Source organism: Niabella agricola (assembly GCF_021538615.1).
GTDB classification, from domain to species: Bacteria; Bacteroidota; Bacteroidia; order Chitinophagales; family Chitinophagaceae; genus Niabella; species Niabella agricola.
Map to the genome: position 1 here is coordinate 2,099,559 of NZ_JAJHIZ010000003.1, position 22,584 is coordinate 2,122,142.

26 protein-coding genes are annotated in these 22,584 nt (G+C 44.5%); 5 read left to right on the plus strand and 21 right to left on the minus strand.

What is annotated here, in order from left to right; genetic code table 11:
- Window positions 1-15: 15 nt before the first annotated feature.
- The 14 genes from LL912_RS14200 to LL912_RS14265 all read right to left on the minus strand — a co-directional run bounded on the left by LL912_RS14200 (window position 16) and on the right by LL912_RS14265 (window position 12,513).
- A complete protein-coding gene (locus tag LL912_RS14200) occupies window positions 16-1,512 on the minus strand; it encodes an O-antigen translocase (protein WP_235554234.1) in 1,497 nt (498 codons plus the stop codon).
- A 10-nt stretch (window positions 1,513-1,522) separates the two neighbouring features.
- Window positions 1,523-2,110, minus strand: coding sequence for an acyltransferase (locus tag LL912_RS14205; protein ID WP_235554235.1), 588 nt, complete (start codon window positions 2,108-2,110; stop codon window positions 1,523-1,525).
- Window positions 2,103-3,206: a DegT/DnrJ/EryC1/StrS family aminotransferase gene (locus LL912_RS14210; protein WP_235554236.1), complete on the minus strand. Its 1,104-nt coding sequence runs from the start codon at window positions 3,204-3,206 to the stop codon at window positions 2,103-2,105. The genes LL912_RS14205 and LL912_RS14210 overlap by 8 nt, the downstream gene beginning before the upstream one ends.
- Complete coding sequence (locus tag LL912_RS14215) at window positions 3,199-3,696, minus strand: acyltransferase (RefSeq protein WP_235554237.1); 498 nt, start codon at window positions 3,694-3,696, stop codon at window positions 3,199-3,201. The genes LL912_RS14210 and LL912_RS14215 overlap by 8 nt, the downstream gene beginning before the upstream one ends.
- A complete protein-coding gene (locus LL912_RS14220; RefSeq protein ID WP_235554238.1) occupies window positions 3,659-4,108 on the minus strand; it encodes a sugar 3,4-ketoisomerase in 450 nt (149 codons plus the stop codon). The genes LL912_RS14215 and LL912_RS14220 overlap by 38 nt, the downstream gene beginning before the upstream one ends.
- Window positions 4,101-4,505 (minus strand): sugar 3,4-ketoisomerase, encoded by a 405-nt coding sequence (locus LL912_RS14225; protein WP_235554239.1) that lies wholly within the window; start codon window positions 4,503-4,505, stop codon window positions 4,101-4,103. Before LL912_RS14225 ends, LL912_RS14220 begins: the two co-directional genes overlap by 8 nt.
- Window positions 4,502-5,500, minus strand: coding sequence for a Gfo/Idh/MocA family protein (locus LL912_RS14230; protein ID WP_235554240.1), 999 nt, complete (start codon window positions 5,498-5,500; stop codon window positions 4,502-4,504). Before LL912_RS14230 ends, LL912_RS14225 begins: the two co-directional genes overlap by 4 nt.
- 4 nt (window positions 5,501-5,504) lie before the next feature.
- The gene (locus tag LL912_RS14235; RefSeq protein WP_319941330.1) at window positions 5,505-6,086 is read right to left on the minus strand and encodes an acyltransferase; all 582 of its coding nucleotides are present in this window, start codon (window positions 6,084-6,086) and stop codon (window positions 5,505-5,507) included.
- A 48-nt stretch (window positions 6,087-6,134) separates the two neighbouring features.
- On the minus strand, window positions 6,135-6,539 hold the full coding sequence (locus LL912_RS14240) for a WxcM-like domain-containing protein (RefSeq protein ID WP_235554241.1): 405 nt from the start codon (window positions 6,537-6,539) through the stop codon (window positions 6,135-6,137).
- Between the two features lie 148 nt (window positions 6,540-6,687).
- The gene (gene rfbA / locus LL912_RS14245; protein ID WP_235554242.1) at window positions 6,688-7,545 is read right to left on the minus strand and encodes a glucose-1-phosphate thymidylyltransferase RfbA; all 858 of its coding nucleotides are present in this window, start codon (window positions 7,543-7,545) and stop codon (window positions 6,688-6,690) included.
- A 72-nt stretch (window positions 7,546-7,617) separates the two neighbouring features.
- Window positions 7,618-8,670, minus strand: a complete 1,053-nt coding sequence (rfbB, locus tag LL912_RS14250) for a dTDP-glucose 4,6-dehydratase (protein WP_235554243.1) — start codon at window positions 8,668-8,670, stop codon at window positions 7,618-7,620.
- A gap of 88 nt (window positions 8,671-8,758) precedes the next feature.
- A complete protein-coding gene (locus tag LL912_RS14255; protein ID WP_235554244.1) occupies window positions 8,759-11,128 on the minus strand; it encodes a GumC family protein in 2,370 nt (789 codons plus the stop codon).
- Window positions 11,129-11,181: 53 nt separating this feature from the next.
- A complete protein-coding gene (locus tag LL912_RS14260) occupies window positions 11,182-12,009 on the minus strand; it encodes a polysaccharide biosynthesis/export family protein (protein ID WP_235554245.1) in 828 nt (275 codons plus the stop codon).
- A gap of 9 nt (window positions 12,010-12,018) precedes the next feature.
- On the minus strand, window positions 12,019-12,513 hold the full coding sequence (locus LL912_RS14265) for a UpxY family transcription antiterminator (protein ID WP_235554246.1): 495 nt from the start codon (window positions 12,511-12,513) through the stop codon (window positions 12,019-12,021).
- Window positions 12,514-12,682: 169 nt separating this feature from the next.
- Between LL912_RS14265 and LL912_RS14270 the strand changes: the two genes are divergently transcribed.
- A complete protein-coding gene (locus LL912_RS14270) occupies window positions 12,683-13,864 on the plus strand; it encodes an acyltransferase family protein (RefSeq protein WP_235554247.1) in 1,182 nt (393 codons plus the stop codon).
- Here LL912_RS14270 and LL912_RS14275 read toward each other — a convergent pair whose 3' ends face one another.
- Window positions 13,865-14,437: a hypothetical protein gene (locus LL912_RS14275; protein WP_235554248.1), complete on the minus strand. Its 573-nt coding sequence runs from the start codon at window positions 14,435-14,437 to the stop codon at window positions 13,865-13,867.
- A 118-nt stretch (window positions 14,438-14,555) separates the two neighbouring features.
- Between LL912_RS14275 and LL912_RS14280 the strand changes: the two genes are divergently transcribed.
- The 3 genes from LL912_RS14280 to LL912_RS14290 all read left to right on the plus strand — a co-directional run bounded on the left by LL912_RS14280 (window position 14,556) and on the right by LL912_RS14290 (window position 17,244).
- Window positions 14,556-15,440, plus strand: a complete 885-nt coding sequence (locus tag LL912_RS14280) for a penicillin-binding transpeptidase domain-containing protein (protein WP_235554249.1) — start codon at window positions 14,556-14,558, stop codon at window positions 15,438-15,440.
- A gap of 194 nt (window positions 15,441-15,634) precedes the next feature.
- Window positions 15,635-16,639 carry a VWA domain-containing protein gene (locus LL912_RS14285; RefSeq protein ID WP_235554250.1) on the plus strand — a complete coding sequence of 335 codons (1,005 nt, stop codon included), beginning with the start codon at window positions 15,635-15,637 and terminating at the stop codon, window positions 16,637-16,639.
- Entirely contained in the window at window positions 16,636-17,244 is a 609-nt protein-coding gene (locus tag LL912_RS14290) for a tetratricopeptide repeat protein (RefSeq protein ID WP_235554251.1), read from the plus strand. The genes LL912_RS14285 and LL912_RS14290 overlap by 4 nt, the downstream gene beginning before the upstream one ends.
- A gap of 303 nt (window positions 17,245-17,547) precedes the next feature.
- Here the strand turns inward: LL912_RS14290 and LL912_RS14295 are convergent, their stop codons facing one another.
- Both LL912_RS14295 and LL912_RS14300 read right to left on the minus strand, forming a co-directional pair.
- On the minus strand, window positions 17,548-18,807 hold the full coding sequence (locus LL912_RS14295; protein ID WP_235554252.1) for a DUF4861 domain-containing protein: 1,260 nt from the start codon (window positions 18,805-18,807) through the stop codon (window positions 17,548-17,550).
- Between the two features lie 12 nt (window positions 18,808-18,819).
- Window positions 18,820-19,257 carry a nuclear transport factor 2 family protein gene (locus tag LL912_RS14300; protein ID WP_235554253.1) on the minus strand — a complete coding sequence of 146 codons (438 nt, stop codon included), beginning with the start codon at window positions 19,255-19,257 and terminating at the stop codon, window positions 18,820-18,822.
- A 102-nt stretch (window positions 19,258-19,359) separates the two neighbouring features.
- Here LL912_RS14300 and LL912_RS14305 point away from each other — a divergent pair, with 102 nt between their 5' ends.
- Window positions 19,360-19,920 (plus strand): C40 family peptidase, encoded by a 561-nt coding sequence (locus tag LL912_RS14305; protein ID WP_235554254.1) that lies wholly within the window; start codon window positions 19,360-19,362, stop codon window positions 19,918-19,920.
- Window positions 19,921-20,509: 589 nt separating this feature from the next.
- Here LL912_RS14305 and LL912_RS14310 read toward each other — a convergent pair.
- The 4 genes from LL912_RS14310 to LL912_RS14325 form a co-directional block, all read right to left on the minus strand.
- Window positions 20,510-20,755: a DUF6952 family protein gene (locus LL912_RS14310; RefSeq protein WP_235554255.1), complete on the minus strand. Its 246-nt coding sequence runs from the start codon at window positions 20,753-20,755 to the stop codon at window positions 20,510-20,512.
- Complete coding sequence (locus tag LL912_RS14315) at window positions 20,736-21,050, minus strand: thioredoxin family protein (RefSeq protein ID WP_231007599.1); 315 nt, start codon at window positions 21,048-21,050, stop codon at window positions 20,736-20,738. The genes LL912_RS14310 and LL912_RS14315 overlap by 20 nt, the downstream gene beginning before the upstream one ends.
- An 11-nt stretch (window positions 21,051-21,061) precedes the next feature.
- Window positions 21,062-21,697 carry a peroxiredoxin gene (locus tag LL912_RS14320; RefSeq protein WP_235554256.1) on the minus strand — a complete coding sequence of 212 codons (636 nt, stop codon included), beginning with the start codon at window positions 21,695-21,697 and terminating at the stop codon, window positions 21,062-21,064.
- A gap of 206 nt (window positions 21,698-21,903) precedes the next feature.
- Window positions 21,904-22,563 carry a phosphatidylserine decarboxylase family protein gene (locus tag LL912_RS14325; protein ID WP_235554257.1) on the minus strand — a complete coding sequence of 220 codons (660 nt, stop codon included), beginning with the start codon at window positions 22,561-22,563 and terminating at the stop codon, window positions 21,904-21,906.
- Window positions 22,564-22,584: the final 21 nt, after the last annotated feature.

The following is a 22,584-nucleotide window of genomic DNA, read 5'->3' on the forward strand; positions in this document are numbered from 1 at the left end:
GGAAACGCAAATTCTCTAGCTTCCCTTCTTTTCTTTTATAAAACGTTGTATCATATTTAGCAACCCGATCTTTTTGTCAATTTGGAAAAAGGAATATGATGCAGATACAACAATTAATATTCCCCCAACCCCGTAGGCCCATCGTTCCGCCAAAAATTTCACCGCTAAAAAGCATAATATCCCAATGTTTAATTGTATTAAGAAGACTAGCCAAAATCTTTTCTCAAAAAAAAACAAATAAAATCGCCTAGTCCAATATGAAACCTGAAAAAAACATATGATATATCCTACCAGAAAAGAGATTCCTAAACCTTCCAACCCCCAAAGCCAATACCCAGTAATATTACATAGTAACAAGGTTCCTATTGATATCATCTCACTCCAAAAAAAAAGCTTTGCATTACCCGATGCTAAAAAAATAAAACCAACAGCCCAAGTCACCGCTTTGAAGTACATGCCCAGAGCCGCCCATTGAACCATGCCATTTATTGGCGCAAATTGATTCGTATACAGTATTATTATTCCCCAGTGAATAAACACCAAAAAGATACACAAAATAGGCGCCAATATTAAGACTGCCAATTCAGCTTGTTGATTAACCAAATTGCGTAACTGATCTCTTTTGGAAGCAATGCCCGCTAAACGTGGATAATAGTCTGTCGACATCGCCGTAAATATCATGCCCACGTATGTGCCAATAATCATAAATCCGGCATTATAAAAGCCGACATCTTCTATAGTGCCCATTTTACCTATAAAAATGCGAACAAGATATGATTCCCCCAACCCGACAAAGCTACTTAAGCTTAAAAAAAAACCGATTTTTAGCATCTCCTTTCCCTCTCCCCAAATCTCCTTTCTGCTTACCCAAACTTTGTCAATTTGCATTTTACGTGAAAAGTACCAAGCTATAAACATCATGGCCCCGGCTGTTATAACAACTGCTGGTACTATACCATTTATACGAAACCAATAATATAAAGGCAATGAAACGAACAAGCTAATTGCGGCCCCAAGTACATTCGCTTTTGCCAAATACTTCAATTGCCGTAAACCTTGCAGTAACACATTTTGACCAACAGTAAGCTGATTAAACAACAGGGAGACAGAAAGAATATAAAAAGCCGTTGTATAGTTGAATGTTCCAAATGTCGCTTTGCTCAACAATGGAGCAAAAATAATAGCCATTAAAGCTCCCAAAACGCCGGTAATCCAAACCAATTTTCTAACTATTGCAACAGTCTTTAGCAACCTGTTAGTATCTCCATTTTCATTAGCCTCAGCTACAGCTCTAACTGCACTACTACCCAATCCGAACCCTGAAATACCTCCTATAAGATTGAGGGCTGTAGTAAACAAACCAAAAACACCCATGCCTGCAGGACCCAGTAGTATCGCAATCATTTTGGAACGGAGTACATAAATAAAGATATTGACTAATTGTACCCCCCCAAACAACGAAGTAGCCTTAAACAATTGACGATAGGAGGACTGCTGATGCTGATTCTTCAATATTTAATTTTTACAATTGCTTTATTATTTTTGCGGGCACGCCTCCTATGATCACATTTGCTGGAAAACGGCCACTAACAACTGCACCTGCGGCAATCACTGAATTATCTCCAATACATGAATTTTTTAACACCAAAACATTGTTTCCTATCCAAACATTTCGACCAATATTAATTTCGCCTATTTCACCTATTTTCTTTCTCCCATCGAGGGCGACCCCATGGGCCTCGAAGTCCATTAAAAAAACATTTTGCCCAATCAATGTCTCACTCCCAATTACCACTCTATTTGCGGAAATGATGCATACATTGTTGTTCATTGAAACATTGTCCTTTATTTCAATTTTAGCATTGGCAAACCTAGGTTGCAATTCGATTATTCCTTTGTAATTAAATCCGCCTAAGGTAAATCCAAAAGAACAATTTTCTCCAATTTCAACACACCCTTTCCCTGTAATAACTAGCCGTTGCTGAACAACAGGCAAGGATTTATACTTAATTCTTTTCCCTGCTCCTAAATTAGGCAGAAGAAAATAAAAAAATATTTTCTTATACTTCTTTATTCTGTCAAAACATTTTCCTATTACTTTTTTAAACATACTGATTTATAACAGCTATTACATTATTCACTTCATCCCTCGTAACCACCGGACTAATAGGCAAACTCAATACCTCCTCGTGTATTTGCTCCGTAATGGGGAAAGACAAGTCACTCCATTCGCTATATGCTTCCTGTTTATGTGGAGGAACAGGATAGTGAATCAATGTTTGTATTCCATTTTCTGACAGGTACGCTTGTAGCCGGTCCCGCTCTTTTGCACGTACTACAAACAAATGCCAAACATGTTCTGCGCTATCTAAAGGTGCTTCCGGAAGTATGATTGCAGGATTCTTTATCTCCCGTATATAACGGCTGGCAATCGTTCTTCTAATTGCGTTCTCTTCGTCAACATACTTCAATTTAACATCCAACACAGCAGCCTGTATTTCATCCAAACGGGAATTTAACCCCTGGTAGATATTTACATATTTCTGATTAGACCCGTAATTTGCCAATGCTCGTATAGCAGCGGCCAGCCTGTCATCATTTGTTGTTACAGCCCCCGCATCGCCCAATGCTCCTAAATTTTTCCCGGGATAAAAGCTAAGGCCGGCGGCGTCCCCCAGATTCCCCGCTTTTACTCCCATAAACGAAGCTCCAATGGCTTGTGCATTGTCTTCTATAATTTTCAGGTTATATGTTTCAGCAAGACGCTTCAGATCTCCCGACCAGGCAACCCGACCGTACAAATGCACCAGCATTATGGCCTTTGTTCTGGCAGTAATCGCTGCTTCAATTTTCGAAACATCAATGTTATAAGTATTGATATCTGGTTCTACCAGCACCGGCTTTAAGCGGTTATCACTTACCGCCAAAACAGAAGCGATATAAGTGTTGGCAGGCACTATAACCTCGTCGCCTTCCCGCATTGCTCCTAAAGTGATGTAGGCTTTAAATATCAGACGCAAGGCATCCAGACCATTGGCAACACCGATAGCGTTAGAAGTTGCAATATAATTAGCCAGGTTAGCTTCAAAATTTTTAAGTTCCTCACCCAATAAATACCACCCAGATCTGAATGTTTTTATTAACCGATCTTCTATTTCCTGCTGATGGGCAAGATTTATTTTTTGCAGATCAAGAAATTTAATCATTGTTTTTATCGTATATTATCTTACCGTTTTCATCAATTATACCTTTTTGTTTGGCCGGATTGCCAAACCAAACGGTATTGGCGGGAATATCTCTGGTTACTACGCTGCCTGCGCCAATAAGTGCATTCTCACCGATTGTGTTTCCGGCAACAATCGTAGCATTCGCCCCCACAGAAGCTCCTTTTTTTACAAGGGTTTTCAAAAATGCTGTGGGGTATCGTTTGGAACGGGGAATCAGGTCGTTTGTAAAGGTCACATTAGGTCCAATAAATACATTATCTTCCAATACAACGCCATCCCAGACCTGAACACCGGATTTGATCGTAACGTTATTCCCGATTATTACATCATTTTCTATAAAAACCTGGCAATTAATATTACAGTTCTCTCCAATGGTCGCGTTTTTTAAGATCACGCAGAATTGCCAAATCGTAGTGCCATTGCCAATCTTGTCAGATTGGACCTCCGCCGAAGGATGGATTTGAGCCATTTCTAAAATTTAAAAAAACCTGGTAATCTCTTATATAATCATTCTCATCATAGCTATGCGATGCCAAAACCAGGCAAATAGCGCCTGATGAAAAATTCATTTCACTAGCCCAAATACCAGGCGGTATATGTAATCCCATATCCGGGCGGTTGATAAAAACCTGGCGTTTAAATTTCCCGTCATCCAGACTAATCTCAAAGCTGCCGCTGGCTGCAATTAAAAATTGATGGCATTCTTTATGTGCATGTGCGCCCCTGCTTTCTCCACCTACAATATCATATAAATAAAACACCCTCTTCACTGCAAATGGGAAATGACTTTCATTTTCTACAATGGTCAAATGGCCTTTATCGAAACCAACTTTTCCCAGGTCAATAACTGAACAATCAAACACGTTTAGGTTTTTAGTCATTTTTCAGCCGTTTATATTCCACGAAATCCCTGATATAATCAGATGCATCATAAGCTCTATCAGATACAATTAACGCAAGAGAATTCGTAGAGAAATTCTCCATATGTCTCCAATACATCTGAGGAACGTATAAACCGTAATAGCTTCTATTCAAAGAAAACACCTGCTCCTTTTCACCATCGTGCAACACCACATCAAAGCTACCGGATAAGGCAACAATAAACTCCTGCTGCACCTTAAAGGCATGTCCTCCCCTGGTTTCACCGCCAGGCACATCGTAAATCCAATAAGTACGAGCAATGCTAAAAGGCAATTGACGGGGGTGTTCAAAAAAAGAGAGATTCCCTCGTTTATCAAGTACTTTAGGCAGCTGTATTATATCTGGTTTCAAACTCATATGGTTTCCGTTTTATAAATATTCTGAACGATATCAACCACCTTTAACCCTCCGCTGGCTTCTGCTGTAATACCGGCCCCCGATTTCAGTACGTTTCTGATTTTTTCTAAAACAAAATAATGATTGGCCCGTCCCGTATCACCATCTTCCATATCCGGGAACCTTCTTTCGGAAAGTGCGTAGTCTTTGATGTGACAAAACGCTACTTTATCCATATACTGCCCTCCCACTTTTACCGACCCGTTTTCCGCAATCACCGTGACACTGCTCTCCAGGTTTTTATCCCATACCGCTGTGGTATAACTCAAACAGCCAAGACCTCCGTTTACAAAATCAAATTGAACTGTTCCTGTATCTTCTATTTCAATGGCATTGCCATGATTGAAATTGGCCAGTTTTGCCTGAATATTGGTCACATCTCCAAAACACCACAACAGCAGGTCAATAAAATGACTGAACTGCGTAAATAATACGCCGCCATCCAGCTCTTTGGTGCCATGCCAGCTTCCTTTTTTATAATAGCGGTCATCCCGGTTCCAGAAACAATTGACCTGAACTAAAAAAATCTTCCCCAGCACACCGCTATCCACCACCTCCTTTAACCAGGCACTTACAGGGCTGAACCGGTTCTGCATCATTACAAATACCTGTCGCTGCACATCAGCAGCCTTTGCGAGGATCGCCTCGGCATCGGCCTTGTTCAGCGCCATCGGCTTTTCAATCAATACGTGCTTCCCGGCATCTAAACATTTTAATGCCTGTTGCGCGTGTAGCCCGTTGGGTGTAGCAATTACAACCACATCGGTTGCTGCAGCAGTGAGGGATTCCAAAAAGTGATCCAGATCCTTATAAAAAGGAATCCCTGGTAATTCCTGCTGCGGGTGCATGTCCACAACTGCCATCAGTTCGCAATCAGGGTGTTCCCCAATCACACTTGCATGCCGTTTTCCCATATGTCCATACCCAATAACCGAAAATCTTGTTTTCCCACTCACCTTCTTAAGACTTTTTATATACTGCTCCGCTTCTCAGTTCGTATGTTACACCACTTTCCGGGCAAATCGCTATTCCTGTAGCATCAAATTGCAGCTTCTGCCCGTACTCACTCATCCAGCCCGTCTGGCGTGCCGGGTTTCCCACTACCAGAGCATAGGCCGGTACATCTTTAGTGACCACGGCGCCCGCACCAATAAAAGCATATGCACCGATTATATTTCCACAAACGACGGTTGCATTGGCGCCTATGGTTGCACCTTTCTTAACAAGCGTCTGCTTAAACTCATTTTTTCTGCTAATCGCGCTGCGCGGGTTAATTACATTTGTAAAAACCACACTGGGCCCCAGGAATACTTCATCCTCACAGATTACTCCTTCATAGATGGATACATTGTTCTGCACCCGCACGTGATTGCCAAGAAACACTTTGGAAGCGATCATTACATTTTGACCAAGATTACAATGGTCTCCGATCGTGCATCCTGTCATAATATGCGAAAAGTGCCAGATCTTAGTACCTGCACCAATAACGCAACCTTCATCGATAACAGCAGAAGGGTGTGCGAAGAAGTTTGGAGACATCATGCTATAAATACTAAGCTCTAAGTTTCAAATGTCGAATACTGGATCTGTCTAAACAGGGTACCGGTGCTCATCATTGGTAGTACCCACCGGGTGATCGGCCATCACCAGGATTTTTGAGCTGGGTTCCAATGCCTGTAAAGAAAAAATATGTCCCGGAGGTATATGCAACACATCCAGGGCCCCGGCTTTTAAAGTAAAAACAGCCGTATCCTTTTCATCCAGCTCCGGTTGCAGCCAGTCGCTAACAGGCTTAACTTTTACCTGGAACCCGCCGCTTACGACCGTGAACCACCGGTTTTCAATTTCATGCCCCATCCATCCCCGGATCAGCGAGGTATTATTATGTTCGATGGTATAAATCCTTTTTACCGGGCTTGCATCAAAACCATTGTTAAACAGCAGCGAACCCCGTTGGTCTGTATGCTGTCCTCCCTGTAAAAGTTGTACGTTCATTGCGATTCAAATAATAAACAACAAATAACAAATTACAAAAGCCAAGAAACAAATATCAAGGTTCAAAAAAAATTAAGAATCCGGACCGGAGGCTGTGGCTGCAATGACCATAACCGGCTCTTCATTTTCACATTTCCACATTTTCAAATTATTTTATCTTTCTCAAATAATCTCCGTAACCGCTTTTGGCCAGTTCATCCGCCAACAAGTCTAACTGTGCCTTACTGATAAATCCGTTACGATAAGCGATCTCTTCAATGCATCCGATCTTTAATCCCTGCCGTTTCTCAATTACCCGCACAAACTCGGCTGCATCGGTTAGTGAATCAAAGGTGCCTGTATCCAGCCAGGCCGTTCCCCGGTCCAGTACCGCCACCTGCAGCAGGCCCTTCTTCAGGTATTCTTTATTTACATCGGTGATCTCATATTCTCCACGAGGAGAAGGTTTCAGATTTCTTGCAATGTCCACTACAGTATTGTCATAAAAATAAAGTCCCGGCACCGCATAATTAGACTTGGGCACCGCCGGCTTTTCTTCGATCGATTGCGCTACCTTATTCTCATCAAATTCTACCACGCCATACCGTTCAGGATCCGATACCTGGTAGGCAAACACATACCCGCCTTCCACATCGGTCAGCTTTTTTAATTGAGACCCGAGTCCTACTCCGTGAAAAATATTATCACCCAGCACCAACGCTACTTTATCCGTACCGATAAAATCGGCCCCGATCACAAAGGCCTGCGCCAAGCCATTGGGTTGCTCCTGCACAGCAAATTCAAAACGGCAACCGATACGGGCTCCGTCACCGAGCAGGCGTTTAAATCCTGGCTGATCTTCTGGTGTAGTGATAATAAGGATCTCTCGGATTCCCGCCATCATCAGTATAGAAAGCGGGTAGTAGATCATGGGTTTATCGTAGATTGCCATCAGCTGCTTACTGATTGCTTTTGTAATGGGATATAAGCGGGTGCCCGATCCGCCCGCTAAAATGATTCCTTTCATGAATGCGAATTATAAACTTTCTTCTCTAAAAAAATTCCGCTGCCATTCATTAGTCCGATCCGTTTCCTTCGGCTAATGCGTATATTGCTGTTCGTAATACGCCTGGTACGCCCCGCTGGTCACATGGTTCAGCCATTCCTTGTTCTCCAAATACCAATCGATCGTTTTGGATAGTCCTTCCTCAAAAGTGACGGAAGGCATCCAGCCCAGCTCTTTATTGATCTTACTGGCATCAATCGCATAACGCAGGTCATGCCCCGGCCGGTCTTTTACAAACGTGATGAGCTGTTCACTGGTACCTGCAGGACGGCCGAGCTTTTCATCCATCTGTTTGCACAGTAGTTTCACCAGGTCGATATTTTTCCATTCATTAAAACCACCCACGTTGTATTTTTCACCAACCGCCCCCTGATGAAATACCAGGTCTATTGCCCGGGCATGATCAATCACATATAACCAGTCGCGCGTGTATTTGCCGTCGCCATATACCGGCAGTGGCTTGTTGTGGATGATGTTATGGATCATTAACGGGATCAGTTTCTCCGGAAAATGATTGGGCCCGTAGTTATTAGAGCAATTGGTCAACACCACCGGTAAGCCGTAGGTGTCAGAATAGGCACATACGAAGTGATCGGAAGCAGCTTTGGAAGCAGAGTACGGGGAATGCGGATCATATTTGGTTGCTTCGGTAAAGAACCCCGTTTCTCCCAATGCGCCGTATACCTCGTCCGTAGAAACATGGTGGAACCGTTTATCCTGATGGTTATCTTTCCACAATTCCCTGGCAGCGTTCAGCAGGTTTACGGTTCCGATCACATTGGTATAGACAAAGTCCAGGGGAGCGGCGATCGAACGGTCTACATGACTCTCTGCTGCCAGGTGAATCACGCCATCCGGCTGATGTTTTTCAAAAACCGCTTTCACCGCCGCTGCGTCAACGATATTAATTTTTTCAAAAATATAATTCGGGAGGTTTTCAATATCCCGGAGATTTTCAAGATTGCCCGCATAAGTAAGCGCATCCAGGTTGACAATGGTATACGCCGGATACTTTGTTACAAACAACCGCACTACATGGGATCCGATAAATCCCGCTCCGCCGGTAATGATAATTTTTCTTGACATTAATTATTAGGTGTTTAAAATACTTACCCGTTAGATATCAGGAACCTCAGGTATCCTTTTCCTTGTGCACCAACTCCTGTGTACCTGGTTACCCTTTTTTTGTTTTTCCCAAAGCGCTAAAAAAGCCTTTTTTCTTCTTTCCTTCAATAAATGCATCATCCTGGTAATAATCGTTTCCGCTCTTTTCGCCATAGCCGTACCCATAGCCATAGTTGCCATAATAGCCGCCGCCGGTGGGTAGCTTCGTGTCGTTCAGTACAATAGAAAGATTGGGCATTTTTTTATTCTCATACATCTCATTGATCAGGCTTAGCTGCTTCTTAAACGTATGTCCCTGCCGGGTTACATACAGGGTACAATCTGCATATTTGGCCAGGGTAAGCGCATCACTTACCATACCGATAGGCGCCGTATCAATAATGATATAATCAAACTTATTTTTTAGTTGTGCAAATAACTGGTCTGTTTTTTCATTCAGCAGCAGCTCGGCGGGGTTGGGGGGTATCGGGCCACAGGGCAGCACATACATATTCTCTTCCCCTGCCACCGGAATGATCAGGCTATCCAGGTCTACATCCCCGATCATATAGTTGCTGATCCCCTGCCGTTTCTGCATATCGAGTCCGCTCAGCACCTTGGGTTTCCGCAGGTCAAATTCCAGCACGATCGTTTTTTTATCCGTAAGACCGTAAACCGCCGCCATATTGGTACTGATAAACGATTTCCCTTCTCCTCCAAACGAAGAAGTTACCAGGATCACCACCTTATCCCGCTTGCCGGTAATATACTGAAGATTGGACCTCAGCAGCCGGAACTGCTCGGCAATCAGGGTGCGCTTGGTTTTGCTCACCACCAGGGTTTGGTCCGACTTGGAGTGCCCGATCTCTCCCAGTATCGGTGCATTGGTGGCCCGCTCTATATCTGAGCGGGTATTGACCCGGTCGTTAAGTGCTTCTTTTAATACCAGGAATAAGCCCGGGATAGCGAGGCCAAAAAGCAGGGCCGCCAGTTTTACATTCCTGGGGTTGGGCTTTACCGGCACCAGGTCGGGTTCCGCCTTCTCTATGATCTTGGTGTTTGAAATAGTACTGGCCCGTTTGATCGCCGCCTCTTCCCGCTTTTCTCCCAGCACTTTCGCCAATGCCAGTTTGGAAGTAAGGTCCCGTTCAATTTCGGCTTGTTCCGTAATTTTTGCCGGCATTTGCAATGCACCACCGGTATTTTTCGACTTTTCCGTGGAAACAAAACCCAGGTTTTTCTTATAGCTGTTTTTCAGCGTTTGTATATTGGTTACTGCCCCCTTCCGCAGGGTTTCAATGGTTTGATCCAGTTGCTTTATTTGCGGGTTGTCTACCGGAACATTGCCATCCACCAGATTTTTACGCTGCAGCTGCGCTTCATTTAATTTTGTCAATACATCACCCAGACCGGGATCCTTTACTCCAAGTGCTGAAGGTGTTAATACACTATTTTCTCCCTTTGCAATACTGCTTTCCAGCAGATCAAGTGTATTTATGGCCATTCTTTGTTCCTGCCCCGCCGCATCCTGCTCCTGGGCCCGCTGCAACAGTGATGTAATTTGCAGGGTAGCATCTACCAGGTTATTATTCTGCTGGTATGCCACCAGTTTCCGCTGCAGGCTGTCGATATCATGCTGTACAATACCCAGTCGGTTATTGATAAATTCGATGGTGAGATCCATCGAAGTATTCCCTTGCTCCACCTTCCAGATGGTGTATTCTTTCATCAGGGTATTTACCACATCGGAGGAAAGGTAGGGGTTGGCGGAATGATATTCTACCAACAAAATGCCCGTATTTGCCAGTTTGGGTTGAACGTTCAGGTCCCGGATCATATTGGCAGCCACCACATCTTCATGGCTGTATGTTACGGTAAATTCTGCGCCCGGCTCCGGTTGCCCGCCATTTTTTACCAATTTAAATACACCATTCTTCGTCTGGAACAATTGATCAAAACTGTACAGCGTGTTCTTTTTATCTACCCGGAACTGATGCGCATTCACAAAGTCGATATCCACGGAAAAAGACAATGCGGAATCTACCAGTTGTACGGGAACGAATGCGAAGGAAGTCCTTTTATAGGCATTCATATTTTTTACGTTGCCTTTTTTGATGTAACCAACCTGCAGACCCAGACTTCGAACCACACGCATCATCAGAGGGCGCGACTTCAGCACCTCCACCTCATTTAACAGATTCGTTGTTTTACTTTTCCCTTCGATCAGCTCCTCTACCTTATCGCCCTTCGACTCCTCTGTAGTAATGAGCATATTACCAACGGAGCTGTATTGCTCCTGCGTATAGCGCAGGTACAGCCAGGCAATAAAAAAAGCCAGTATAAGGCTGAAAACTATAACGGGAAGAAAACGGATATACTTATAAAAAAGTTCTCTTGCACTAAGGTTGCCAGAAATTTCTTTTTTCTCGATGGGTTGCATAGCTATGATTGCAGTATTTTATGATATAAATGCCCTGGAAAGCTGCATCTCTATTATTTTCTGGTAATGGTGATAATGATGGACGCAATTACCGCAGCAGTAGACGCAATAGATGTCGCAAATGAAAGCCGGCTCAGTCGCCTGGTTTCATCCTTTATTTCCTGCTTATCCTTAACAGGATCAATCAGGAGAATATCGTTTTGTTTCAGATAATAATAAGGAGATGCAAAAACGTTTGCAGAAGAAAGGTCCACGATACCCATTTCCCGTTTGCCGTCCTGTTCCCGGATCACTTTTACTTCGTCTTTACGGCCCCATTCAGTAATACCTCCGGCCATTGAAATGGCTTCAAAAATGTTCACTTTTTCTGTGGGAATATTCAGTACTTGCGGATTATTGAATTCACCAATGGTAACGATCTTGTAGGTTTGAAAGCGGATCAGCACGGTGGGATTTTTCAGGAGTTCTACCGGTGTCGTCAGCCTTTTTTTAATCTCCGTTTCCAGTTGCTTTTTAGTAAGCCCTTCCGCATGAATTTTTCCCAGCCGCGGAAAGTCGATATTTCCTTCCCCGTCTACCAGGTATCCGCTGGCAGTGCTGGTATTACTGGCGGTATTTCCGGTGCCAGTAGCACCTCCTCCACCCGGCAGGGGCTGGTTGTAAAGGAGATCCGGGTTGGGATCTTTTGTTGGTATGAAATCACTGTACACCTGAATGGCCAGCTGGTCATTTTTCTGAATCACCAGTTCTGGAAACCGGGTCTCTTTATCAATCGACTCATTGGTTGCGGCTTCCAGGTATTTTGGCATTTTCTGTTGCGTAGCACAGGATACTGTCAACAACACCGCAATTAGCGACGATGTATAATTAATAAGTTTCATAAAGTTGATTTAGTTATTGATCAGTTTTGATTTATCAAACAAGGCAACCAGGTTATAGTTAAGGCTTTCAATCGCCACCTCCACCTTATTGTTTTTTAAATCGATTACCCGGCCCTCTTCCTCTACCAGGATGCCCTGGTTAATCATTACCCGCTGATTCCTTTGAGGATTAAAAGGCTCCAGTTCCACATTTTCAAACTCACTTAAGAATTTCTGGATCCGGACCACTTCAAAATCCTTCACAATCGCAGGCTTCCCCTCAATATATACAAAATTAATAACCCCAGGTGTCTCTCTCACATTCTGCTGCTCCGCGTTATGAATGTACACGAATAAATAAGACGGCAACAACGGAACCCAAACGGTTTTCATGCGGTCGCTCCATTTTCGTTTTACTTTGTTTAGGGGGCAATAGGTAACAATATTCCGGTCTGTAAGTAGTTTTGATACTTTTTTCTCCCACCGGGGCTTTGTATAGATCGCATACCAGTTTTTCTCTTTCATTTGTTTACACGGCTTCGCCCCCTCAGTCACATCCCTATCAAATATGACCAGACAAAATGCTACAGGAACATCCCTGCAAATATAGCGGTAACAATGTTTATACAGAAAATTCTCTCCGGCCCTTAAGGGATATGGGCTAAATTTGTATTTTACCATTTATTCACTTAAAATGAGAATCCGGTATCGATCGCTTGACGTTTTCAGAGGCGCTACTGTTTGCCTGATGATCCTGGTCAATAACCCGGGCAGCTGGGCCCATATTTATGCTCCGTTGGAGCATGCCCCCTGGCATGGACTTACTCCTACAGACCTGGTATTTCCCTTTTTTTTATTTGCTGTGGGAAATGCTATGGCGTTCGTGATGCCGCGTTTGCAGGAAGCAGGCCCAACGGTTTTCTGGAAAAAAATAATCAAAAGAACGCTGATGATCTTCGGAATCGGGCTTTTTTTGAACTGGTACCCTTTTATGCGCTGGAATGAAGGCGCACTGGAACTGATTCCCTGGACCTCCGGCCCCGAAAAAGGCGTTCGTATTTTTGGGGTGCTGCAACGCATCGCTGTTTGCTATTTTTTTGCTTCCATTATCGCTTACTATCTGAAGCCCCGGGCCGCCGCATTGCTTTCTGTGGTCCTGTTATTATTGTATTGGGCGCTTTGCATTATCGGAAACCCGGCCGACCCTTACAGCCTGGTCGGCTGGTTTGGAACGGAATGGGTAGACAAGCTGATTCTTCATACCGCTCATATGTATAAAGGCGAGGGCGTTCCCTTTGATCCGGAAGGTATTGCCAGCACATTGCCGGCCATCGTACAGGTGGTTTTTGGCTACCTGGTGGGAATGTATATCCGTAATTGCAGTACTGATATGCCGGAACCCCTGGATAAAAACAGTCCGGCAAACCCGATGTTTAAAATGCTGACCGGGCTTTTTGTAGCAGGTATCGCATTGTTACTCACCGGGTTTTGCTGGGATATGGTATTCCCGATCAATAAAAAGATCTGGACCAGTTCTTATACTGTATACACCACGGGACTCGCCATCGTGACGATCGCAACGATGATCTATTTTATCGAAATCCGGCAAAAAAACGGATTTTTAGGCCGGTTTTTCGAGGTTTTTGGAAAAAACCCCCTGTTTATCTTCGCTTTAAGTGCCTTTTTACCAAAAACAGCGGCTCTCTTTAAAACAAAAGAAGGTGTTACTCCCTGGAACTGGCTCTACACAAAGGTGCTGGTATATACGCCCGGCGCAAAAGAGAACGGTTCCCTTTTATATGCCCTCTGTGTGATTCTTTTTATGTGGGCTATCTGTTACTGGCTTGATAAAAGAAAGATTTATATCAAAGTATAGTTAGTCTGTAATCAGCTGATTTTCAAATGTAAATTTTCGCTCCACGTGCCAGGACTGATATCCTTCCAACTGTTGTAACAGGAGCATTCCATTCATAATGAACCGGGTACGAAAAGACTCTTTTTCAAAATATGGCCATACCCGCTCAAACTGCCAGGGCTGCAGGTTACGGGCGAGCGAGATGCGGGGTTGGGCGTTAAACCGCTCTTTGCACCAGGGGGCTGTCAATGCTGAGATGTTTTGAATCAACGCTTTAATCCAATCCGCCTCCATTACCGGGATATAAATTTCCTTTTCATCAAGATGTGCAACCCCCTTTAAATAAACCTTATGCGGCATGGTAGCCAATGCCGCGCGGTACAACAGGTCGGTTACTACAACTTCATCGGGTTCATATACGGAAAAACTTGCAAGATAGATAAACACACTGCCGCCCGCCAGCGGCATCCCCGGAAAAAAGGCATTGAGCCGGGTGCTGATGTCCGCTATTTTCCGCTTTACAGCCGGAGGCGTATCCAGGATTAAACGGTAATTGTGTAAAGCCGCTCTTTTATAGGTTATAATATCCTGCATAATAGGATTTTATATATAAAAAACGATGCAATTCAGATGCCAGAAATTATTAAATCCTTCCTAAACGTAAACGGATTGTATTTTTGCGGCTAATTCAGTCCTTTGTTTAATATCTATTATGTTTTTGACTAAAGCAACAAGAAAGAAAAATGCCTCGGTAAGCCGGATCAGCAACACTGCTCACCTGCTTTGGGGGTTTGTGGCAGCCGTTTTAATCGTATCCTGTACACAAAATAATGTAAAACAAGACCATTCCTTAAAAAAATATTTTGATGCGCACCAGCTCAATGGCACTTTTGCCCTTTTGAATAACGGTACGGGTGAATTTACCGTATATAACCTGGCCCGTTACCGGGATAGTGCCTATCTTCCGGCAAGCACTTTTAAGATTGTAAATTCGCTGATCGGTCTTCAAACCGGGATCATTTCCAGCGACAGCATGGTTATTCCCTGGGATGGCGTTCAACGGTCAGTTCCTGAATGGAATAAAGACCTGACCATGTACCAGGCTTTCCGTGTTTCGGCCGTGCCCTATTACCAGGAAGTAGCGCGACGGATCGGCAAAGAAAAAATGCAATACTGGCTGGATTCGCTGCACTACGGCGCCGGAAAGAAAGATACACTTTTTAAGATCCGTTCGGCTATCGATACATTTTGGCTCGATAATACCCTGAAACTAACTCCCGATGAAAACCTGGGCCTCGTAAAAAAGCTGTACTTCAATGAACTTCCCTTTTTCAAACTTTACCAGGAGAAAGTAAAAAACGCCATGCTGTTTGAGAATAACTCTAACTATAAACTGGCCTATAAAACCGGTTGGGCTACAACGGAAAAGGGCCACGCGCTCGGTTGGATCGTCGGCTGGATCGAAGAAAACCGTCATCCTTATTTCTTCGTACTGAATGTAGAATCGCCCGATCCCAAATACGATATGACCACGGTGCGACTGAAAATGCTGAAAGACATTTTAAAGCAATTGGGCTTTTTTGAAGGGAAGATGTAACCCCTTTAGGAATGTAAAATATCCGATAAGAAATATCAAATGTAAAAGTGAAGATGCCGTTCCGCTCGGTAATCGCACTTTAAAATAACCAATCAGTGGTCTGAAATGAGACATGAGAAATCAAAAATCAGAATGTTGGAACTTATCAAGTTGTTAACGTTTTAACCCGTTCAACTTGTTAACTTTACGGGGTAATGAATTTTGAATTTCAATACGTTTATTTTATCTGGCTGAGCGCGGCGGTGCTGTTGTTCCTGCTGTTGTTTTCAGCAGTAAAGCGATGGAAAAAGAGAACCATCCGCAAAATAGGGGAACCGGCCCTCGTAAAATCAATGATCAGGGGATACAGCCCTTTCCGGTTTAACCTTAAATTTATCCTGCTATGCCTGGCTTTTCTGATGGGCGTACTTTGTACCATGAGTTTGCGCAAACCAGGGGGAGACGATGGCATCAGGCGCGAAGGCATTGATGTGGTTTTTGCACTGGATCTCAGCAAAAGCATGCTGGCCCAGGATGTAAAGCCCAGCAGACTGCTATTGGCCAAACAGTTTATCAGCAAGATGATGGATGCCATGCCCAATAACCGGATCGGGTTGGTATGGTTTGCCGGTAAGGCTTATATCCAGATGCCCATCAGTGCCGACCACAGCGCTGCCCAGATCTATGTAAATGATGCCTCTCCGGACGTGGTTCCGGTAAAAGGCACAGTTATTGGTGATGCACTGGAAGAAAGCTTGAAAACTTTTGGAGAACGCGAAGCCAAGTTTAAGGCGGTGATCCTGATATCTGATGGAGAAGATCATGATGAAAAAGCCCTGGAGCTTTCAAAGGAAATGCAGAAACGCGGGCTGATGGTGAATACCGTAGGCATCGGATCTCCTGAAGGCACCTATATACCGGATGATTCAACCGGCGGCAATAAGCTGGATCCGCAGACCGGCCAGCCGATCGTTTCAAAACTCAACCAGAAAGAACTGCAGCAGATTGCAGCCAATACCAATGGAGTTTATGTGCACCTGACCGATATTGACGCTGCTATCAAATCGATTAATGCGCAGCTGGCCCAGATCGACAAAAAGGTAACCGGAGATACCAACCTGATGAGTTTCTCCTATTATTTCTGGGTATTTGCTGCGGCCATGCTCTTACTGTTGGTGGCAGAACAGTTGCTGCCGGAAGGCAAAAAAACAAAAGAATGAAAGCGCGTTTCTTATACCTGCTGAACCTGATGGTCCTTCCCCTGCTGGCCCAGAACGGCAATAACTTTATAAAACAAGGGAACGAATATTACAAGGCTGGAAAAATGGAGGAAGCTGTAAAAGCTTATGATAAGGCAATGGATGGTTCCCAAAAATACATTGCTTTGATGAACAAAGGCAATGCCTTATACCGGTTGAAAAAACAGGAGGAGGCGATTAAGATCTATGAACAGGTGGCTACATCGCGGCAAACCAGTGAGGAACTGCGCTCGGGCGCTTATTATAATACCGGGGTCGTATACTCCAACCAGAACAAGCTGGAAGAAAGCATTGAAGCTTATAAGAATGCCCTGCGCTTCAACAGTAAGGATACAAAAGCGCGTGAAAACCTTCAGAAAGCATTACTGGAAAGGAAAAAGCAAAGTGGCGGCGGCGGCGGCCAGGACAAAAAAGAAGATGAAAACCGGAAACCCGACAAATCCCGGCTCAATCAGCACCAGGCTCAAAACCAGCTTAATAAGTTGGAAAACAAGGAAAAAAATACCCAGCAACGGATTTCTGAGGACAAATCACAATATGGAACCAGTAACGAGAAAGACTGGTAATAGCCAGGAATTTAAAATAACAAACGAAAAATATTAAATGCAGAAGTGGGAGTATCCTTACTGCTCCGTAACCTATACTTCGTCGGCAGCTGCAGGATCCCGGAGTGCCGCTTTACACATCAGACGCCAAACGAGATCAGCCTGAAATATTAAACCTGAAGCGTTCCCTGCGGGATGCCAGAATAACAAATGAAGAATAATAAATATCGAAGTGGGTGGCGGATACCGCTCCGTAACTTTTTCGACAAACTGTTATTCCTCCTGCACTTTTAAATTGAAATTCCACATTTTACATTCCCCGGCCTACCGTACAACCAGTGGTTTTGTAAACTTCTCTGCTTCTCGTCTCATCATTTTTTCAAACCCCTGTTGGGTTGCAAAGGCCTTATCCGTTAACTCCCAGCCTACATAGTAGCGGTACACTACAGGCCGGCCGGCTGATATCTTCATATCCAGTGTAAATACATTGGTAACATCGGTATTGGCCGTTGTAATATGGCCCCATGTTTTCACATTTGAAGCGGCTGTTAAAATGCCCAGACCCAGCTGGTCTTTATTTTCGCTTTGCTGATCGTAGGTATACAGGCCTGCAATGCCCGAACGGTTTATTCTATAATCTTGTTTGCTGTAAAAATCGATGGTACCGGTCACCAGCGATGCGTTTGCCGGCAGGTTGCTGAAGGTGACCTTATTTTCGAAAAAATATTGGCCGCCCCAGATGCTGATCTGCTCTGTAACATTGATAGGCGTTGCATCCGGCAGGTAGTTCCAGTTTTTATACTGTATTTCAAATACTGCGCGCAACGGCCCGGAGCTCAGCTGCCGGTACACCGTCTGTTGTACGTTACGGCCAAACCGGAAGAGGGAATCATTCCCTTTTACTTTTGTGCGAAGCGCCAGGGCGCCGGCCCCCAGCGATTTTCCCACTTTCAGAATGTCCATGCCCCAATCGGATAAATTATGATAGCTGTTTCCAGGGTGGGTACCCACTTCATCCAACACCATCTGCGGCACACGCTTTCCCCAGATATCATTGGCATTCCGTATATCGAAATATTTACGAAACCCCACTTTGTCATTTTCCCAGGCCGGCCCTTCGGTTAAGTAAGGAGGCAACTGCTGTTTCGAGAAATCGGTCGGAACGTTATTATACGGCATGGTATCCGCCATTACATTATTTCCAAAATTATTGTCCGGTAACCGATGCTTCTGCCGCACATAAGCACGTACCGCCGCCTTTATGGCCGCAGGCCGGTCGCTGGCAGCAATTGAAAGTACCTTTTTTTGACGGGGTGCCAGGTTCAGCAACAGCACCGCTTCGTCCCAGTTGCCATCGCCATCCAGGTCGTCAAACTGTACCAGCTGCGGAGTCTTTTTATCCGTTATCAACAGGTACTGTCCCTCCTTCAATGCCGGTAGTTTGCGTTTGATCCAGGCACGTTTTAATACCACCAGCTCGTCCTGCCGCTCTATGGCTGACGGGTTGATGACTTCAATGGTTTTTGTTTGGGCAGACACTGCCGCTCCAACAGCCACCGCTATTGTGAAAAAGAATCCTTTCATGTACGTATTATTTTATTGGGCTTTTACGGCCTGGCGCGCGATCAATACCCATTGGCTACCGGCTTTTGTCCAAACCGTCATGATCTTTAATGTGGTATGCCCGGGTTGCTTATTATCATTGGTATCTGCATCCAGCAGATGCCGTACAATGGCCGTATTGTTTACAATATAAACGGTCTGATCTTTAATATCGATCTTTGTAAAATCGCTGGCCCCTGTTTTAAAAGATTCCAGAAATTCCGCTTTATTCTGTACTTTACCGCTGGAATGGCCATAGGTCAGTTGCTCCGATGCCAATGCGCTTAATACCGGTATATCGCTATCCAGCATCGCCTTGGTGAGTTTTTTAACAGCGGCTTCTACCTGGCGAGTGCTTTTCCCCTGTGCCAACAATGTGGTACCCGAAGCAAGCGTCATTGCTAAAAAGAATGCAAAAAATCGTATACGCATAATGAACATTGTTTAACCCGCAAATATACCCGATAATTTTTCAAAACGAAACCGCTTCTATTTAAATGGTACCGGCATTATAATTGCGGTAACCCATCATCGATGATGAAACCTCCGCTTACATTCTTTATAGTATTGTTACTGTTCCTGAGCGCCTGCACGGCTTCTAAAAAAACCAGGCAGTCCGCTGCACCCAATGCGGCAGTAACCGATCCGTCTGAACCATCCCGCCCGATGCCCGATATGCCTGCGGCTCTGTCAATAGACCGGCCGCTGCCGATTGACCGGAAAGCATTTATTGCCTATGCAAAAAGCTTCCTGGGCACGCCCTACAAATATGGCTCCGCTGATCCGGATAAAGGGTTCGATTGTTCCGGCTTTCTCTACCATATCTTCCAGCATTACCGTGTAAAATCGCCCCGCAGTTCCTATAACTATGAACATGCAGGGCGGGAAATAAGCCCGCAAAAGGCATTACCTGGCGACCTTATCCTGTTCAGGGGAGAAAACAGCCGCCGGATCGGGCATATCGGGATTATTACAGCAACCGAAGCGCCGCTGAGCTTTATTCATGCAGCCGGAACCGGCAGCGGCGTGATCATCTCTACCTTCTCCGGTTATTATAAAAAACAGTTTGTAAAGATCATCCGGGTGTTGGAATAAGTGCGCATTCTTGTCAGGCTGAGTTTTCCTTTGTAAAATAAAATCATACGAACGTTCGGATGAGGCAATGACAAACAAGCTTGTGTTCATCCGGTTCCAAGGTTCGGAATTGTTTAAGGATCCATAGATCAATGCCGTTTCCTTAGCACACGGACATCCAATATATGCTCACAGATTCCTCCCATTTTTACAAAACAACCGGCAGCTGGAGCTTATGGCAGCATTCAGCATTTAGCCCTCAGCTGATGGCATAGGAAGCGGCTATAACAGCTCCCTTTATACATCTCAAGCCCCCGCATCCTGACGGAATGCAACCGCAAACAAAGAACATAAAGAATTATAAAAGTTCCAGAATCTTCGTGTTTCCTGGTGTCTTAGCGTCTCGTTGGCAAGGTTGCAGATTGTCCGCCCCTTCCGCCTTCTGCCCGTCTGCAGGAAGGGTATTTACATTGAAGCCGGGGTGCTTTCCATTAAGGTTTGGCCTAACGTATTTGCGATATAGACCCGGGCCATGTGCGACAACGCCCCAATAACCTCCATAAAAAAGCATCCTGCTTTTGACAGGATGCTCAAAAAAATACACGACACATTACCGGTCTATCGACCCCAGCACTTTTTTTGAAAAATGATTCAGCGCATCTGATTCCCGCATACCGCTCTTCACCAGTTCATGCACTTCGATCGCTCCGCACAGGTTGGTGATCAGTTCACCCGCCACGTCAAGTTCCTCGTCTTTTACATTCATTTCGCAAAATGCTTCCAGCACTTCCACCGTTGCCTGCAACTTCTCTGGAGGAGCCGCCTGGTATAATTTTCTAATTATTGGTAATTTCATTAAATAATTCATTTAAAGATGCAGCCTGGTTTGTTTGCACCTGGTTTAACAACTGGCCATTCTTAAAAGCGGCAAAAGTAGGGAGGTTGTCCACCTTCGCCAGTTTCCGGGATTCCGGCAACTTTTCAGCGTCCACATAAATAAACGCAACACCTTCATTTTCGCTGGCCAGCTTTTTAAACTTGGGCTTCATGATCCGGCAGTTACCACACCAGCCGGCACCGTACTGCACCATCACTTTCTCATTATCGGCAACCAGCTGCTGTAAATTATCTTCACTCAATTCTACGTACATGATCGTTCTTTTTAATTCTTACTAAAATAAGCGGCCACACCTTCGCGATCGGCGTTCATGGCTTTTTTACCTTCTTCCCAGTTTGCCGGGCACACTTCACCGTGTTTTTGCACATGTGCATACGCATCAATTAACCGCAGGTATTCCTGGACGTTTCGTCCCACGGGCATGTCATTTACGCTTTCATGAAACACTTTACCCTCTTCATCAATAAGATAAGTAGCGCGGTAGCTTACATTGGATCCGCTCAGCTTTACTTCCCCGGTTTCATCATTCACCTCGTAATCAGCATCCAGGATACCCAGTTCACCCGCCAGGTAACGGTGCGTATCGGCAAGGATCGGGTAGGTTACGCCTTCAATTCCGCCATTGTCCTTGGGTGTATTTAACCAGGCGAAATGTACTTCTGCGGTATCGCAGGATGCGCCAATAACAAGCGTATTACGTTTTTCAAACTCCTGGATAGCTTCCTGAAAAGCGTGCAGTTCTGTGGGACATACAAACGTAAAGTCCTTGGGATACCAGAACAGCAATACTTTCTTTTTATTTTCTACGGCCTCTTTGTATACATCGATCTTCAACGCATCTCCCATTTCAGACATCGCGTCAATGGCCACACTAGGGAACTTCTTTCCTACTAAAGACATACTTTCTGTTTTATGATTTTAAAAATGATTATGTTTTCCAATTGCGGTGCAAAAGTACCATAAAATGCCAGGCCTTTCAAACGATAGTTTCTATAGCTCATAGATAAAATCTATATAAAATCTTTTACTATAGATGGCGGAGATGAATGCACACTAAAAAGCCCTGCGCAGGATCTGCACAGGGCCTCGTTTATCTTATTCTCTTTTTACCAGCGGGCAATCACCGTCACTCCTCCTACCGCCACATCGCCGATTTTTACATTGATGGTTGCATCCAGCGGCAACAACAGGTCGACCCTCGAGCCAAACTTGATAAATCCCATTTCGTCATTCTGATTTACCTTTTTACCAACCTCGTTGTAGTTCACGATCCGTTTTGCCAATGCCCCCGCAATCTGTTTAGTTAGCACTTCTTTTCCGCTGCTATGTCGGTATACATTGGAGTGCCGTTCGTTTTCGGTAGATGATTTCGGGTGCCAGGCTACCAGGTATTTACCTTTGTGATATTGATTGTATACGATTTCCCCCTTTACCGGGTTGCGGTTCACATGCACATTCAGCGGACTCATAAAAATCGACACCTGTATCCTGCGGTCCTCAAAGTATTCATCCGCTTCCACTTCTTCAATCACTACTACCTTGCCATCACAGGGCGCTATGATCGCCGCATCATCCACCGTATAATTCCGTGCGGGAATTCTGAAAAACGAAATGATCAGTGCGAATACCACTACCAGGGCTATTTCGAGTATCCAGAAAATAACCGGGTATGCCTGAAACAGGAAATAGTAAAAAACAAAACTTACGATCAAAAACAGTATCGTACTTATGGTAATGGTAGTGCTTCCCTCCCTGTGTAATGTCATTTGCTTTTATTTAGGCCGCAA

Coding starts and splice junctions, on each gene's coding strand:
- LL912_RS14220 (WP_235554238.1), bottom strand. CDS start 4,108: ATGACTAAAAACCTAAACGTGTTTGATTGTTCAGTTATTGACCTGGGA.
- LL912_RS14275 (WP_235554248.1), bottom strand. CDS start 14,437: ATGCAGGATATTATAACCTATAAAAGAGCGGCTTTACACAATTACCGT.
- LL912_RS14295 (WP_235554252.1), bottom strand. CDS start 18,807: ATGAAAGGATTCTTTTTCACAATAGCGGTGGCTGTTGGAGCGGCAGTG.
- LL912_RS14255 (WP_235554244.1), bottom strand. CDS start 11,128: ATGCAACCCATCGAGAAAAAAGAAATTTCTGGCAACCTTAGTGCAAGA.
- LL912_RS14265 (WP_235554246.1), bottom strand. CDS start 12,513: ATGAAAGAGAAAAACTGGTATGCGATCTATACAAAGCCCCGGTGGGAG.
- LL912_RS14260 (WP_235554245.1), bottom strand. CDS start 12,009: ATGAAACTTATTAATTATACATCGTCGCTAATTGCGGTGTTGTTGACA.
- rfbA (WP_235554242.1), bottom strand. CDS start 7,545: ATGAAAGGAATCATTTTAGCGGGCGGATCGGGCACCCGCTTATATCCC.
- rfbB (WP_235554243.1), bottom strand. CDS start 8,670: ATGTCAAGAAAAATTATCATTACCGGCGGAGCGGGATTTATCGGATCC.
- LL912_RS14310 (WP_235554255.1), bottom strand. CDS start 20,755: ATGAAATTACCAATAATTAGAAAATTATACCAGGCGGCTCCTCCAGAG.
- LL912_RS14205 (WP_235554235.1), bottom strand. CDS start 2,110: ATGTTTAAAAAAGTAATAGGAAAATGTTTTGACAGAATAAAGAAGTAT.
- LL912_RS14305 (WP_235554254.1), top strand. CDS start 19,360: ATGATGAAACCTCCGCTTACATTCTTTATAGTATTGTTACTGTTCCTG.
- LL912_RS14285 (WP_235554250.1), top strand. CDS start 15,635: ATGAATTTTGAATTTCAATACGTTTATTTTATCTGGCTGAGCGCGGCG.
- LL912_RS14290 (WP_235554251.1), top strand. CDS start 16,636: ATGAAAGCGCGTTTCTTATACCTGCTGAACCTGATGGTCCTTCCCCTG.
- LL912_RS14215 (WP_235554237.1), bottom strand. CDS start 3,696: ATGGCTCAAATCCATCCTTCGGCGGAGGTCCAATCTGACAAGATTGGC.
- LL912_RS14225 (WP_235554239.1), bottom strand. CDS start 4,505: ATGAGTTTGAAACCAGATATAATACAGCTGCCTAAAGTACTTGATAAA.
- LL912_RS14315 (WP_231007599.1), bottom strand. CDS start 21,050: ATGTACGTAGAATTGAGTGAAGATAATTTACAGCAGCTGGTTGCCGAT.
- LL912_RS14270 (WP_235554247.1), top strand. CDS start 12,683: ATGAGAATCCGGTATCGATCGCTTGACGTTTTCAGAGGCGCTACTGTT.
- LL912_RS14280 (WP_235554249.1), top strand. CDS start 14,556: ATGTTTTTGACTAAAGCAACAAGAAAGAAAAATGCCTCGGTAAGCCGG.
- LL912_RS14320 (WP_235554256.1), bottom strand. CDS start 21,697: ATGTCTTTAGTAGGAAAGAAGTTCCCTAGTGTGGCCATTGACGCGATG.
- LL912_RS14240 (WP_235554241.1), bottom strand. CDS start 6,539: ATGAACGTACAACTTTTACAGGGAGGACAGCATACAGACCAACGGGGT.
- LL912_RS14235 (WP_319941330.1), bottom strand. CDS start 6,086: ATGATGTCTCCAAACTTCTTCGCACACCCTTCTGCTGTTATCGATGAA.
- LL912_RS14325 (WP_235554257.1), bottom strand. CDS start 22,563: ATGACATTACACAGGGAGGGAAGCACTACCATTACCATAAGTACGATA.
- LL912_RS14300 (WP_235554253.1), bottom strand. CDS start 19,257: ATGCGTATACGATTTTTTGCATTCTTTTTAGCAATGACGCTTGCTTCG.
- LL912_RS14210 (WP_235554236.1), bottom strand. CDS start 3,206: ATGATTAAATTTCTTGATCTGCAAAAAATAAATCTTGCCCATCAGCAG.